Source organism: Frankia sp. CgJB1 (assembly GCF_977947065.1).
Window position 1 is genome coordinate 42,316 of the sequence record NZ_CDWTNB010000003.1, and the last position, 13,961, is coordinate 56,276.

The 13,961-nt window shown below is 70.6% G+C and carries 12 protein-coding genes, 1 tRNA gene and 1 pseudogene; 10 read left to right on the forward strand and 4 right to left on the reverse strand.

Annotated features, from left to right (window positions below; genetic code table 11):
• Positions 1–289 precede the first annotated feature (289 nt).
• Positions 290–685 (reverse strand): cold-shock protein, encoded by a 396-nt coding sequence (locus tag AC08OT_RS00920; RefSeq protein ID WP_011438780.1) that lies wholly within the window; start codon positions 683–685, stop codon positions 290–292.
• Positions 686–861: 176 nt separating this feature from the next.
• On the opposite strand from AC08OT_RS00920, the gene AC08OT_RS00925 reads away from it, so the two are divergent.
• Positions 862–1,263, forward strand: a complete 402-nt coding sequence (locus tag AC08OT_RS00925; protein WP_476594159.1) for a hypothetical protein — start codon at positions 862–864, stop codon at positions 1,261–1,263.
• A gap of 66 nt (positions 1,264–1,329) precedes the next feature.
• Here AC08OT_RS00925 and AC08OT_RS00930 read toward each other — a convergent pair whose 3' ends face one another.
• Positions 1,330–1,971 carry an HAD family hydrolase gene (locus tag AC08OT_RS00930; protein WP_476594158.1) on the reverse strand — a complete coding sequence of 214 codons (642 nt, stop codon included), beginning with the start codon at positions 1,969–1,971 and terminating at the stop codon, positions 1,330–1,332.
• A 133-nt stretch (positions 1,972–2,104) separates the two neighbouring features.
• On the opposite strand from AC08OT_RS00930, the gene purS reads away from it, so the two are divergent.
• Positions 2,105–2,389, forward strand: coding sequence for a phosphoribosylformylglycinamidine synthase subunit PurS (gene purS / locus AC08OT_RS00935; protein WP_476594157.1), 285 nt, complete (start codon positions 2,105–2,107; stop codon positions 2,387–2,389).
• 234 nt (positions 2,390–2,623) lie between these two features.
• Here purS and AC08OT_RS00940 read toward each other — a convergent pair.
• Positions 2,624–2,706: transfer RNA gene (locus AC08OT_RS00940), tRNA-Leu, on the reverse strand.
• Between the two features lie 159 nt (positions 2,707–2,865).
• On the opposite strand from AC08OT_RS00940, the gene AC08OT_RS00945 reads away from it, so the two are divergent.
• From AC08OT_RS00945 to AC08OT_RS00980, 8 genes are all read left to right on the forward strand, one after another.
• Positions 2,866–4,152: an FhaA domain-containing protein gene (locus tag AC08OT_RS00945; RefSeq protein ID WP_476594156.1), complete on the forward strand. Its 1,287-nt coding sequence runs from the start codon at positions 2,866–2,868 to the stop codon at positions 4,150–4,152.
• 6 nt (positions 4,153–4,158) lie between these two features.
• Positions 4,159–4,656, forward strand: a complete 498-nt coding sequence (locus tag AC08OT_RS00950; RefSeq protein WP_476594155.1) for an FHA domain-containing protein FhaB/FipA — start codon at positions 4,159–4,161, stop codon at positions 4,654–4,656.
• A complete protein-coding gene (locus tag AC08OT_RS00955) occupies positions 4,653–6,074 on the forward strand; it encodes a PP2C family protein-serine/threonine phosphatase (protein ID WP_476597173.1) in 1,422 nt (473 codons plus the stop codon). The genes AC08OT_RS00950 and AC08OT_RS00955 overlap by 4 nt, the downstream gene beginning before the upstream one ends.
• A 13-nt stretch (positions 6,075–6,087) precedes the next feature.
• Positions 6,088–7,584 (forward strand): FtsW/RodA/SpoVE family cell cycle protein, encoded by a 1,497-nt coding sequence (locus AC08OT_RS00960; protein ID WP_462188225.1) that lies wholly within the window; start codon positions 6,088–6,090, stop codon positions 7,582–7,584.
• Positions 7,581–9,023 (forward strand): peptidoglycan D,D-transpeptidase FtsI family protein, encoded by a 1,443-nt coding sequence (locus AC08OT_RS00965; protein ID WP_476592741.1) that lies wholly within the window; start codon positions 7,581–7,583, stop codon positions 9,021–9,023. Before AC08OT_RS00960 ends, AC08OT_RS00965 begins: the two co-directional genes overlap by 4 nt.
• A complete protein-coding gene (locus tag AC08OT_RS00970) occupies positions 9,020–10,669 on the forward strand; it encodes a serine/threonine-protein kinase (RefSeq protein WP_476592740.1) in 1,650 nt (549 codons plus the stop codon). Before AC08OT_RS00965 ends, AC08OT_RS00970 begins: the two co-directional genes overlap by 4 nt.
• Entirely contained in the window at positions 10,666–12,681 is a 2,016-nt protein-coding gene (pknB, locus tag AC08OT_RS00975; protein WP_476592739.1) for a Stk1 family PASTA domain-containing Ser/Thr kinase, read from the forward strand. The genes AC08OT_RS00970 and pknB overlap by 4 nt, the downstream gene beginning before the upstream one ends.
• 98 nt (positions 12,682–12,779) lie before the next feature.
• Complete coding sequence (locus AC08OT_RS00980) at positions 12,780–13,430, forward strand: aminodeoxychorismate/anthranilate synthase component II (RefSeq protein WP_476592738.1); 651 nt, start codon at positions 12,780–12,782, stop codon at positions 13,428–13,430.
• A gap of 192 nt (positions 13,431–13,622) precedes the next feature.
• Here AC08OT_RS00980 and AC08OT_RS00985 read toward each other — a convergent pair.
• Positions 13,623–13,871, reverse strand: a pseudogene (locus AC08OT_RS00985) (DUF881 domain-containing protein); the annotation flags it as partial.
• Between the last annotated feature and the right edge of the window lie 90 nt (positions 13,872–13,961).

Genomic DNA, 13,961 nt, shown 5'->3' on the forward strand with positions numbered 1-13,961 from the left:
GTCGGCTCCCCGACAATGTGTTGCCGCCACGGCACGCAGGCCGCGGCGGATGAGGCCGCAACCGAGGAGGCATCGTGAACCGGTGCGTACCAGTGTGGCCAATCTGATGAAGGGCTCGATCTCGGCTCATGCCCGGATCCTGATTGATGTGGCTGGCTCGGTCGGTGTCGCTGATGTGATGGGAACAGCGGATTCGATGGACCCACCTGGCGGCGTCCGACGAGGAACCTGGCGCCCAGGTCGCGGTGTGCACCGGGTGCGGCCGACGGGTCAGTTTCCTGCCGCCGGCCTAGACCTCCAACTCGTTGGCGACGGCGTGCACGACCTTGGCGACCCGCTGGGCGGTCCGCCGGTCGGGATACCGGCCGCGACGAAGGTCCCGCTGCACGTCGTCCAGCACCTTGATCATGTCTTCGACCATGCTGTGCAGCTCGTCCGGACTGCGCCGCGCGGCCTGGGCAGCCGCCTTGGCGACCGACGGCGGGGCGGTCAGCAGCCGGACCGACAGTGCCTGGTCGCCACGCCGCCCGGCGGCGACGCCGAACTCGACCCGGTCGCCGGGTTTCAGCCGGTCGACCCCGGCGGGCAGGGCGGCCTTGTGCACGAAGACGTCGCCGCCGTCGTCCCGGCTGAGAAAGCCGAAGCCCTTGTCGACGTCGAACCACTTGACTTTGCCGGTGGGCACGGGCGACCTCGTTCTGTGTAACGGCAGGACAACGCAACGGAAGATGAGTGATTCCCAGGCTATCCGTCGGCCGCACGTCGCGTGCGTCTTCGGTAGCGATCGGCTGTCGAGTGAGCCCCTCTCCCGTGATGGTGGCCTGGCCCGCGTTCGGCACACGTCCTCGTAGGCTGTCGCACGTGTCGGCGAAACCCTCGTCCGGGCAGGCCGGACCCGTGGCCGACGGTGCGGTAAACGAGGCCACGGCTCCGGTCGGGACCCCGCCGCCGGTGACCTGGGCGGATCGGCTGGTCCGGGTCGGGGCCGTGCTCTTCGGAACCGGTCTGGTCGCCACGGTGGCGGCGGTGATCCCCTTCTTCCTGGGCGCCGAGAATCTGCCGATCTGGCTGAACGCCGTCGCCAGCGGCGGACTGACCATCGGGTTCGCCGTGGCGCTGGTGGGGGTTCTCGCCGCCGCCCGATCCCGGATTCCCGAGGAGAGCGATCCCGATCTCTACGTGAACAACCCACATCCGCCCGACCACGGGGCCCCCGGGGACGGCACCGGTCCGCGGACAGACCCCGTCACCCGTTCCCGATAGTTCCTTGATCTCACGGCCGGGGGTGCGGGCCCCGGCCGGGCCGACCGCGTCGACCGCGTCGCGGCGTCAGCCCTGCTGTCGTCGGCGCCGGGCCTCGTCGACCAGCCAGGGCGGGAAGTCAGCCAGCCGGGGGAGGACGACGTCGGCGCCGGCGGAGAGCAGATCAGCGGCCGAGCAGGGCCCGGTGGCGACCCCGACGGCGAGAGCGTCGCCGTCGCGGGCGCCGACCATGTCGCCGACGTGGTCACCGACGAAGATGTCCACGCGGTGGGCGCGCAGTGCCTCGCCCTTCGCCTGCGCGAACCGGGCTCCCTCCACCACGTCGGCGGTGATGCCGATCCGGTCCAGACTCGCCCGGGCCAGTGCCGTGCTCTTCGCGGTGACGACCACCACCCGGCCGGCGAGCCGCCGCACCGCCTCCACCGCGGCTACCGCGGCCGGCATCGACAGCGACGCCGGCACCGCGTGGACCGTATAGAGCTCGCGGTAGCGGGCCGCCACGGCCGTGACATCGGCCGGCGGGAACCAGTGGGCGAGCTCCGTCTCCAGCGGCGGGCCAAGCCGGGCGACGACCGTCTCGGCGTCCACCGCCACCCCGGTCTCAGCGGACAGGACGGCGAAGGTCGCCCGGATCCCGGGCCGGGCATCCAACAGGGTCAGATCGAGATCGAACCCGACGACCGGGACGGGCGCCCGCCAGAACGACACCGGCCAAGCTTAAGGGCCGTGTTCCCCGGGAAGCCCGCATTATCCGAGATCGCCTACCAGATCTGTACGATCTGTACGCCCCGGGCGGGCGAGATCCGGCTCATACGCCGCTCGACCGGTAGTGTCCGCGGGTGTGACCAGGGTTGTGGTGGATGTGATGCTCAAGCCGGAGATTCTCGACCCGCAGGGGCAGGCGGTGCTCGCTGCGCTGCCGCGCCTCGGCGTGAGTGGCATCGTCGGGGTCCGCCAGGGCAAGCGTTTCGAGCTGGAGCTGGAGGAGGGCACGGACCTCGACGGCGCGGTCCTGGCCCGGGTCGAGCACTTGGCCTCAACCCTGCTGGCCAATCCGGTGATCGAGGACTACGCGGTGCGCATCGAGGACGCCTCCCCGCCGTCGGTGGGCAGCCCCGCCGGCTGAGCCTCTCCGCTGCCGGAGAGGGGACGCCCGCGCCCCACCCAACGGCGCAGCACGCGCCGCCAAGGACTCGTGGGGAGTTCGGGGGGGCTCGGCCCCCGGCACCCCGCAACAACGCCGACGGCCCCAACCACCCACCCAGCCAAGGCGGCGCCGAAGGCGCAACGAGGGGAGTCGGCCCCCGGCCAGCATGACGAAAAGCCCCAACGGCGCAGCACGCGCCGCCAAGGACTTGCGTGGGCGAGGGGGGAGTTGAACCCCCACGTCCGCTAGGACACACGGATCTGAACCGTGCGCGTCTGCCATTCCGCCACTCGCCCGAGTGGGACTATCTCTCGGCCAGACGACACGCTACCACGCCGGAGATGTCCTTCACGGAGGGGGGTCGGGCCCGTCGCGAACATGCCAAGCTGCCGAGCCGTGGGACGTCCGCGCTCGGGGGCATACGATCTCACAGACCGGGAGAAGGGAGGTCGAGCATGGGCGTGCTACAACGCTTCGAACGGCGCCTGGGCGGCCTCGTCGAGGGTGCGTTCGCGAAGGTGTTCAAGGGCGGAGTCGAGCCCGTCGAGATCGCCAGCGCGTTGGCCCGGGAAACCGACGATCGGCGGGCGGTCAGTTCGAACCGGGTGCTGGTGCCCAACGAGTTCGCCGTCGAGCTCGCCGGCGGCGACTTCGCCCGGCTCTCCCCCTACGACCGGGCACTGTGCGACGAGCTCGCCGAGATGGTCCGCGAGCATGCGGCCGAGCAGCGCTACACCTTCGTCGGCCCGGTGTCCGTGCGGATGTCCGAGGCCACCGATCTCGATGTCGGCGTCTTCCGGATCCGCAGCAGCGTGGCCGCCGCGGACCCGGGAGCGGTGACTGGACGGCGCGCACGCCCTCCCCGACCGGGCGCTCCCGGCACCCCGCACCTCGTCATCACCACGAAGGCCCCGGGAGGGCCCACGGGCGGAGGGGAACGGGAGTATCCCTTAGACGCCGCGACGACCGTGATCGGCCGCAGCGTCGAGTGCGACATCCGCCTGAACGACACCGGTGTGTCTCGTCGCCACGGCGAGATACGCCGGCTTCCCGACGGGCAGTTCCTCTACGTCGACGCCGGGTCCACCAACGGCAGCCTGGTCAACGGTCGCGCGGCGACGCAGGTCAAGCTGGTCAACGGGGACAAGATCGAACTCGGTACCGCGACGATCATCTTCCGTCGCGAGGACGGACGGGGGAATGGCCCGGCGCGCGCGGGCGCCCGTGGGACACCTCCGCCGGCCCAGGCCGGGGGCCGGGAGACCATCCCGCCGGACCGCCGTCCCACGCCCGCCCCGGACGACCCGTACCGGCGCGGCTCGTCGCCCCGCGCCGGCCGCGTCGACCCGCACGCCGATCGTGATCGGCGCGGTGTGCCGGGGTACCGGGACGATCCATACCAGAACCGGATGGACCCGTACCGAGACCGGACACCGGAACGGGATCACGGCTACGACCAGCCGCGCGACCGCGGCGGTCGTGACCCCTATCACCGTGATCCCCGTGACGGGCGTGGGGGACGCGACGACGCTCCTCGGCGATCCGACCCTGCACGGCGCGCCGACCCCTACCGCGAGCCGAGCAATCCCGGCCGCCGGCCCGGCTCCGGTTCGCCGTCCGATGGGCTCGAATCCCTCGACGACGTGTACGACGCCGACACGGACCTCCCCGGCCGCGCCGCCGCGGAGCCTCCCGGCGGGGATGGTCGACGTGACCGACCCAGATCGGATCGAGGCTGGTAGCGCCCGATGGACCCCACCGAGCCCAGCGAACTCGTACTGCTGGTTGTCAAGATCGGATTCCTTGCCCTCCTCTGGGGATTCGTTCTGGTCGCCGTGCGCGCCGTCCGGCTGGATATGTTCGGCCACACTAAGCGTCAGCAGCGGCGCGAGCCGCCCCCCATGGTCCGGCCGACGCCGCCGCGCACCCCGCCCCAACCTCCACGCAAGCCACAGACACCTAGCAAACTCGTGGTGACCAAAGGTCCCTTGACCGGCACAACGATCCCGCTAGGAACGGCACCTGTCACCATCGGACGGGCACAGGACTCGACCCTGGTCCTCGAGGATGACTTCGCATCCGGGCGGCATGCGAGACTCGTGCCCCACGACGGGCAGTGGTTCGTGGAGGACCTGGGCTCGACCAATGGCACATTCCTCAACCGTACGAAGGTGACCAGTCCCATGCCGGTACCTCTCGGCGCGCCGGTCAGGATCGGGAAGACGGTCCTGGAGCTCCACCGGTGAGCCTCAGGCTTCACTTCGCCGTCCGCTCGGATGTCGGGCACGTGCGGGAAGGAAACGAAGATTCGGCCTATGCCGGGCTCCGCCTGCTGGCGGTGGCCGACGGCATGGGTGGTCATGCTGCGGGGGAAGTCGCCAGCTCGACGGTGATCTCCCGCCTGGCGGGTCTCGACGACGCGATCGACAGCGACGATCTCGTGACGGAGCTGAACGAGGCCGTCCGGGACGCCAATCGGCAGCTGCGCGAGATGTCGCTGGAGAACAGCGCGCTGGACGGCATGGGCACCACGGTGACCGCCGTGCTCTCCTCCGGTGACATGCTCGGGGTGCTGCACGTCGGCGATTCCCGGGCCTACCTGCTGCGCGACGGCGTCCTCAGCCAGGTCACCCACGATCACACCCTGGTGCAGGATCTCGTGGACCAGGGTCGGATCACCCCCGAGCAGGCGAACACCCACCCGCAGCGCTCGCTGCTGATGCGGGCGCTCGACGGTCGGGAGGTCGAGCCCGACCTCTCCGTGCGCCAGGCGATCGCGGGAGACCGCTACTTGCTGTGCACCGACGGTCTGTCGGGGGTGGTAAGCGAGGAGACGATCCTCGAGACGCTGCTGCTGCCCACCCCACAGGAGGCGGTTGACCAGCTGATCGACCTGGCCCTCAAGGGCGGTGGCCCGGACAACATCACCGTCGTGGTCGCCGACATCGAGGAGGACCACGGCGAGGCGGAGCCTTATCCTCTCGTGGCCGGCGCGGCGGCCGAGAAGCGGGCGGTCCCCGGGGCGTCGCCGGCCCGCAGCGGGCCGAATCCCCAGTACCCCGACCACGAGTCCGCGGCGGCGAAGGCGGCCCGTATCGGTCGGCCGGGCTTCCACCGGCGGGACCGCCAGGCACAGGCCAGCGATCGCGGCGACGACGACGGCGATGGCGACGACTCGGACCCGGAAGGATCCGGAGGACGGCGCTCCGGCCGGCGGGTCCTGTTCGTCTCCACCGTGGTGTTCTTGCTCATCGTGGCCGGTGCTGCGGCCGGGTGGACCTACGTGCGCGGGCAATATTATGTCGGCGTCGACGATGAACACGTCGCCCTCTTCCAGGGCGTGAAGGGCATTCCGCTGTCCTCGGTGGTGCTCTCCCGTCGTCAGCCACTGTCGGAGGTTGCGGAGCCCGATCAGGCGGAGCTCCGACGAGGCATCCGCGCCGGCAGCCGTGACGATGCGGAGAAGATCATCTCGCGCCTGCGTACCCCGGCTGTACCCGCCGTATTCCCGTCACCGAGCCCGAGTCCGACCGACCGTTCCAAGGTGCCGTCGGGCACCTCGGACTCCTCCCTCCTGTCCACTCCCCTGTGCCAGCCGGCGACCGATGCCGGCGTCACGGTCCCGGGATTCCCGACCACACCCGTCCCCACCCCCTCACCGTGATCTCAGGCCAGCGATGACTCGCCCGCCGATCCCCCTACCTCCGCTACGCAGGCCGAGGTCGGCGGATCTCACCGCGACCTTCGCCGGCTTCCCGCTGCCCACCGGCACCAACCTCCCGCCGTACCGGCGCCGGGAGCTCATCCTGATGATCTTTGCTGGTGCGCTCGCAACCAGCGCGCTCGCCGCGTTGACCTTCGCCGACATCGGCCAGATCTCGCTCGGGATCTTCTCCATCGGTCTCGGCTTCTTCTGCCTGTGGGCACTGGCCCACCTGGCGGTACGCAGGTTCGCGCCGGCCGCCGACCCGGTGCTGCTCCCGGTCGTCGTCGCGCTCAACGGCTTGGGCCTGGTCATGATCTATCGGCTCGACCTCGCCAAGGCGGATGCCGCCGAGCGGGCGGGAACCCACATCCCGCCCGGTGCCGCGCAGACGCAGCTCGTCTGGACCCTGCTGGCGGTCATCGTCTTCATCCTGGTGCTGGCGCTGGTACGCGATCACCTCTCGCTCGCCCGGTACGCCTACACGGCCGGCCTGGTCGGTCTGGTCGGTCTGGTGCTGCCGATCGCGCCGGGCATCGGCGCGACCATCAACGGCGCGCGCCTCTGGCTGCGGATCGGGCCGTTCTCTTTCCAGCCGAGCGAAGTCTCGAAGATCATTCTTTTGATCTTCTTCGCCGGCTATCTGGTCAACAAACGCGAGGTCCTCTCGGTGGCCTCCCGGTCCTTTCTCGGGATGGGGATCCCGCGCGCCCGCGACCTCGGACCGGTGCTGGTGGCGTGGCTGGCGAGCCTGGGCATCCTGATCGTGCAGAAGGACCTCGGCTCGTCCCTGCTGTTCTTCGGAATGTTCATGGTCGTCCTCTACGTCGCCACCGAGCGGGCATCGTGGGTCGTGGTCGGCTTCGTGCTGTTCCTGTTCGGTGCCGTGATCGCGCACAGTATGTTCAGCCATGTCCAGGTCCGGGTGGACGGCTGGCTGCACGCCTTCGACGGTGACAACCCGTCGAGCACGTCGTACCAGCTCGTGCAGGGTCTCTACGGCTTCGCCGCCGGTGGCATCACCGGTACGGGGCTCGGGGAGGGGCACCCGCAGAAGGTGCCGTTCGCGAACACCGACTTCATCATGGCGAGCCTCGGTGAGGAGCTCGGTCTCACCGGCGTCATGGCCATCCTGATGATGTACGCCCTGGTCGTGCTGCGCGGGATGCGCGCGGCCCTCGGCGCGAAGGACCCGTTCGGCAAACTGCTGGCGGCCGGGCTGTCCTTCACCCTGGCGCTGCAGGTGTTCGTGCAGGTGGGCGGGGTCATGCGGCTCATCCCGCTGACCGGGCTCACGCTGCCGTTCGTCTCCTACGGCGGGTCGTCCATCGTGGCCAACGCCGCGATCATCGCGTTGCTGCTGCGGGTCAGCGACGCCGCCCGCCGCGCACCCGAACCGGTGCCGGATGCCCCCCTGTTCGACCCGGGCGCGGTTGCCGAGAGTCCCACCCAGGTGGTGAAGACGACATGAACCGCACGGTGCGCAAGGTCGCCGTCGCCTGCATGATCCTCTTCGCCGCGCTCCTGGTGAATGCGAACTGGCTCCAGGTGGGCGAGGCGGGCAGCCTCAAGTCCCAGCCGACGAACGGGCGTCAGATCACCAAACGCCTGGAACGACAGCGGGGCGCGATCGTCGCCGGTGACCTGGAGATCGCACGTTCGGTGCCGTCGAACGACCAGTACAAGTATCAGCGGCAGTATCCGGCCGGGCAGCTCTACTCCAACGTCACCGGCTACTACACGCTGTTCACGGCGGCCGGCCTGGAGCGGTCCGAGGACGTCTTCCTGTCCGGAGACGACGACCGGCTGCTCGCGAGCCGGGTGACCGGCCTGTTCACCGGCGCGGAGCGGCGCGGCGGTTCCGTGGTCACTACGATCAACCCCGCCGTCCAGAAGGCTGCGGCGGAGGCGCTCGACAACCGCAAGGGCGCGGTGGTCGCCATCGAGCCGTCGACCGGCGCGATCCTGGCGATGGTCACCAACCCGTCCTACGACGCGAACGCGCTGGCTGCCCATGACGAGAAGGCCGCGGCCAACGCCTATGGGCTGCTGTCGGGCAATCCGGATCAACCATTGCTGAACCGGGCGACCCAGCAGACCTATCCGCCCGGTTCAACCTTCAAGCTCATCACCGCCGCCGCCGCACTGTCACAAGGCAGGACGCCGGACACCCGCGTCGCCGCACCCGACGAGCTACCGCTCCCGCTGAGCACCGTGCGGCTGCCAAACTTCGGCGGCGAACGCTGCGGCGACGGCGAGACCGACACCCTCATTCACGCGCTCACCATCTCCTGTAACACCGCGTTCGCACAGCTCGGCATCGATCTCGGTGCCGACACCCTGCGCCGGCAGGCCGAGGCCTTCGGCCTGAACGCGACCTTCCCCGACTTCCCCTTGCAACAGGCCCGTAGCGTCTTCCCCGCCAAGCTCGACGCCGCGCAGACCGCGCAGTCAGCGATCGGCCAGTACGACGTCCGGGTCACGCCCCTACAGATGGCGGAGGTGGTCGCGGCGATCGCCAACGACGGCATGGAGATGAAGCCCTATCTCGTGTCCGAACTGCGCAGCCCGGACCTCAAGAGGATCAGTAAAACCGAGCCGGAGAAACTCGGTGAACCGGTGAGCAGCGAGGTGGCCGCCCAGCTCACGACCATGATGGAAAGCGTGGTGACGTCGGGGAGCGGTCGGCGGGCGCAGATCGGCGGCGTTACCGTCGCCGGGAAGACGGGGACCGCCGAGCACGGCACCAGTCTGCCGCACGCCTGGTTCGTGGGGTTCGCGCCGACGGACACCCCGAAGATCGCGGTTGCCGTCATCGTCGAGGACGGCGGCGGCGAGCTGGGTACCGGTGGTGCCGTCGCCGCCCCCGTCGCGAAAAAGGTCATACAGGCCGCATTGGACAAGCCATGAACAACTCCCCGGGCAATCCCATCTCCCCGTCGCAGCCCTTCGCCGGCGCCGCGGCGCCGAACACCGTCCTCGACAACCGATACCGCCTGAACGGGCGGATCGCCGCCGGCGGCATGGGTGAGGTCTGGCGTGGCCTGGACCAGACCCTCGGCCGCCCCGTCGCGGTGAAACTGCTGCGCCCGGAGTACGCCAGCGATGAGTCGTTCCTGGTGCGGTTCCGCGGCGAGGCCCGCCATGCCGCCCGGCTGTCACACCCGGGCGTCGCCTCGGTCTATGACTACGGCGAGGTTTCGACCTCCGACGACTACCCGACCGCCTACCTGGTGATGGAGCTGGTGGAGGGGGAGCCCCTCTCCGCCGCGCTGCACCGGGAGAAGCGGTTGTCCCCGGAGCGCACGCTGGACATCCTCGGGCAGGCGGCCGACGCGTTGCAGGCCGCGCATGCCCTCGGCGTGGTCCATCGCGATGTCAAGCCCGGCAACCTGCTGCTGCGCCCGGACGGCGCGGTGAAGGTCACCGACTTCGGGATCGCCCGCGCGGTCGACGCCGCGCCGCTCACCGCCACCGGCATCATGATGGGGACGGCCTACTACGTGTCCCCCGAGCAGGCATCCGGGCGTCCGGTGACACCGGCGAGCGATGTCTACTCGCTCGGCGTCGTCGCGTACGAGTGCCTCGCCGGTCGCCGCCCCTTCGACGACCGCAACCCCATCGTGGTCGTGATGGCCCACCAGCAGGACACCCCGCCCCCGCTGCCAACCGACACCCCCTACCAGGTGCGGGCTCTGGTGGACTCGGCGATGGCCAAGGACCCCGCGCGCAGGCCCAGTTCGGCGGGGGCATTCGCACGTTCGGCGGCCGGGATCCGGCGCAGCCTGTGGAGCCCGGAGCCGGCGCGCTGGCCCAGCACACCGGATGCGACCGCCCGCCATCCGGGGCCGGGCGCCGTCCTCCCGCCCGCTGGTGCCGCCGCTCGCCCGCCCCGATCCACCTCGCGCACCCGACCACCGTCCTGGGTGGCCGCACCGCCACCGTCCGCTCGCACCAGTGGACCGGGGCGCACCGGCGCTCCGTCGGACAAAGCCCAGGCGGTTCCCGATGGCCCGGGAGCCATGCTCGGCGGACCCGACGTACCTGCAACGGCCCTGCACAGCCCGCCCTACGGCGGCCCCGACACCGCGTACGGCGACCCCGAGGGGGCGTACGGCGGCCCCGAGGGGGCGTACGGTGGCTCGGCCTACGGGACGCCGGACCGTGGCGGCCCCCGCGATCCCGGCACCGCCTACCACCCGGGTCCGCCGCCGTGGGCCCGTACCCCCGGCGGCCCCCCGGGCCTGTCCGGCCCGGACGGCCAGGATGATCTACGGCCGGGCTGGGAGGGGCGAGCTACTCGACGGCACCGGCCGGAGACAGCCTCCCGTCCCGCCCTGCCACTGCCGCTTCTGATCATTCTGCTGATCCTCACCGTGGTGATCGTCGCATTCGCGACTAACAGGTTGTTCTCCAAGAGCAATTCCGAATCGAACTCCGCGACCACACCACCGGGGATGGTGTACGCAACCGCAATCGGTGATGAAATCGTCAGCGGTAACGCCGGGTCGGCGATTTCCGGCGCGGGAGGGGCGACGGCAGGGGAGTATTCGTGACCGACGTGACGGAGATGTATGCTCCGGGGGCTGGGCCACAGATCATCGGCGGGCGTTACGAGCTGGGCGAGGGCATCGGCTATGGCGGCATGGCGGAGGTCTTCCGCGGCCGTGACATCAGGCTCGGCCGTGAGGTCGCCATCAAGACGCTGCGCCCGGACCTCGCCCGTGATCCCACCTTTCTCGCCCGGTTCCGCCGCGAGGCACAGTCCTCGGCCGCGCTGAACCACCCCGCGATCGTCTCGGTGTATGACACGGGCGAGGACATCATCAACGGGGCGCAGATCCCCTACATCGTGATGGAGTTCATCGAGGGACGGACCCTACGCGACGCGCTGCAGACTGAGGGCCGGTTCACCGAACGCCGCGCCATGGAGATCACCTCCGACGTCTGCGCCGCCTTGGACTACAGCCACCGGATGGGGATCATCCACCGCGACATCAAGCCGGCGAACGTGATGCTCAGCCCGGACGGCTCGGTCAAGGTCATGGACTTCGGCATCGCCCGCGCCACCACCGCGACCTCCTCGACCATGACCGCGACGGCCGCGGTGATCGGCACCGCCCAGTATCTGTCCCCGGAGCAGGCCCGAGGAGCCCGCGTCGACGCCCGCAGCGACGTCTACACCACCGGGGTGCTGCTCTACGAACTGCTCACCGGATCGCCGCCGTTCCGCGGGGACAACCCGGTGGCCGTGGCCTACCAGCACGTGCGGGAGGACCCGCCGCCGCCGTCCGCTCACGATCGCGGCATCTCCCCCGAGGCCGACGCGATCGTCCTCAAGGCGATGGAGAAGGACGCCGACGACCGCTACGGCACCGCGGGTGAGATGCGCGACGATCTGGAACGGGCGCTGGCCGGACGACGCGTGCACGCCATGATGGGAGGTGGTGGCGCGGGCGGGGCCGCCACCACCCTCGGCCCGACCGCTGCCGGCACGGCGGTCCTCAGCCGCGGTGACCGAGCGGGTTACCCCACCCGGGACCGCTACCGCAACGACGACCAGACCACCTACCGCGACGTGCCCTACGACGACGGCCGCTTCGGCACCGGTCCGTTCGACCGCTACGACGTGACCGGGGCCATCGACCGGCGGGCCGTTCCCGATCAGGAGCGTTCCCAGGCGTGGAAGTACATCCTCGCGGGTCTCGGAATCGTCATCGTCTTCGTCGCCGTCGTCCTGCTCGCCACGACCTTCCTCAGCTCCGGTCACAACACCGCCTCCACGAAGAAGATCCTCGTCCCGACCGGCCTCGTCGGGCAGAACGAGGAGCAGGCCCGCGCCCGGCTGCAGAGCGCCGGCTTCGGGGGGGATGTGGTCACGAAGCTGGTCGACTCACCGGACATGGCCGGCCGGGTCACGGCGGTCGACCCGGCCGAGGGCAAGGAGGTCGCCGCCAAGGGGATGATCACCCTGTCGATCGGCAAGGCCGCCGACGACGTCCAGATCCCCACCGACCTGATCGGGAAGACCCAGGCCGAGGCCGAGGCGGCGCTACGGGCGCTGGGGCTGGTCCCGAACTCGATGGCCTACGCCAACCCGACCGGCCAGAAGGTCGGCACGGTGAACAGCACCGATCCGCAGCCGGGTACGGCCGTCAAGCCCGGCAGCACGGTCACGCTCAACGTGGTCAGCCCGAACGTCAACGTTCCCGACGTGCGCAACCGCACGTACGACAATGCCGTCGCCGAACTCGGCCGCTACGGGCTGAACGCGGCCCGGCAGAACGTCGCGAACAACAACGTGGCGCCGGGGACGGTCGTGGACCAGAGCCCGTCCGGCGGCAACGTCCCTCGGGGCTCGACCATCACGCTGTCCGTCGCCCAGCAGATCCAGACCACCGCGCCGCCGACCCCGACCGAGACGCCGACCGGGCCCACCCCGACCGCGGAGCCGACCAGCACCTCGCCGAGCCCGACGGGTAATCCCATCCCTGGGACACCGGCCACGACGAGGCCGGGCGGCCTGGGGGGGCTGCTGGGCGGCCGCAACGGCGGTGGCGGCACCTGAGGTCGTCGCGCCGACGGAGGCGGTCGTGGCTGCTCAGGCAGTATGGGACTGCGGCCGCCCACGGCAGGGTGCCTGATGCTGCGGGAGGTCACGATCTGATGCGCATCCTGGTGATCGACAACTACGACTCGTTCGTCTTCAACCTTGTCCAGTACCTGGGCCAGCTCGAGACCGAATGCATCGTGCGCCGCAACGACGAGATGACGCCGGCCGACCTCGCCACGCTCGGCGTCGACGGGGTCCTGCTCTCCCCGGGACCGGGTATGCCCGAGGCGGCCGGCGTGAGCATTCCCATGGTGCGAGCCTGCGCGTCGGGCGGTGTGCCGCTGCTCGGGGTGTGCCTGGGCCATCAGGCGATCGCGGTCGCGTTCGGCGCTACCGTCGACCGCGCCCCGGAGTTGCTGCACGGCAAGACCTCGGTCGTCCACCATGACCGGACCGGCGTTCTCACGGACCTGCCGTCGCCGTTCATCGCGACTCGTTACCACTCGCTGGCCGTCGAGGAGGACACCCTCCCCGAGGAAATCGAGGTGACCGGCCGGACCGAAAGTGGCGTGGTGATGTCGCTGCGCCATCGGCGGCTCCCGCTCGAGGGCGTGCAGTTCCACCCGGAGTCCGTCCTCACCCAGGGCGGCCACCTGATCCTCGCCCGTTGGCTGGACCAGTGCGGCGACGGCGGCGCGGCGCGCAGGCTCGCACCGGGGCTGTCCGCCGAGGTCGAGACCCTGCGGACGGCGGCGTTCTCCTAGCCGCGCCTGGCGGTGCCGGACAGGTCGATCATCGGCCCGTCGTAGCCGGATAACCGGCTGTCGGCGGCCTCCTCGACGCGGTATCCCAGCCGGTAGGCGTCGGCGTACTGCCGGTAGATCGTGACCTGTGGATTGGCCCGCAGGCTGGAGCGCAGCGACCTCCCCGATCGCCGTGATCCGGAACGGCGGGGAGAAGACCTCGCCGTGCAGCAGAAGAGTGTTCCCGACGCAGCGGACCGCCATCAGTGCCGTCACCCGGCGATCCATGATGCTCATCGCCTCGGCGCCGCCGGCCCACAGCGCGTTCACGACCGCTTGGACATCCTGCTGATGCACGATGAGATCGTCGGGCCTCGGGGCGGGCACGCCGGGGGCGTACGGGCCACCCCGGCCCTCCCGCGGGGCGTCGTCCAGCTCGACGGTCAGCGCCGGCCCGCGCACCGGGGCCAACCCCGCGGGACCGGCCAGCCGCTCGACCAGGGACCGGGCGGCGGCATCGGTCCCGCGCGCGGAGCCTGGGGCCCCTGACGG

Coding starts and splice junctions, on each gene's coding strand:
- AC08OT_RS00945 (WP_476594156.1), top strand. CDS start 2,866: ATGGGCGTGCTACAACGCTTCGAACGGCGCCTGGGCGGCCTCGTCGAG.
- AC08OT_RS00950 (WP_476594155.1), top strand. CDS start 4,159: ATGGACCCCACCGAGCCCAGCGAACTCGTACTGCTGGTTGTCAAGATC.
- AC08OT_RS00960 (WP_462188225.1), top strand. CDS start 6,088: ATGACTCGCCCGCCGATCCCCCTACCTCCGCTACGCAGGCCGAGGTCG.
- AC08OT_RS00965 (WP_476592741.1), top strand. CDS start 7,581: ATGAACCGCACGGTGCGCAAGGTCGCCGTCGCCTGCATGATCCTCTTC.
- AC08OT_RS00970 (WP_476592740.1), top strand. CDS start 9,020: ATGAACAACTCCCCGGGCAATCCCATCTCCCCGTCGCAGCCCTTCGCC.
- AC08OT_RS00980 (WP_476592738.1), top strand. CDS start 12,780: ATGCGCATCCTGGTGATCGACAACTACGACTCGTTCGTCTTCAACCTT.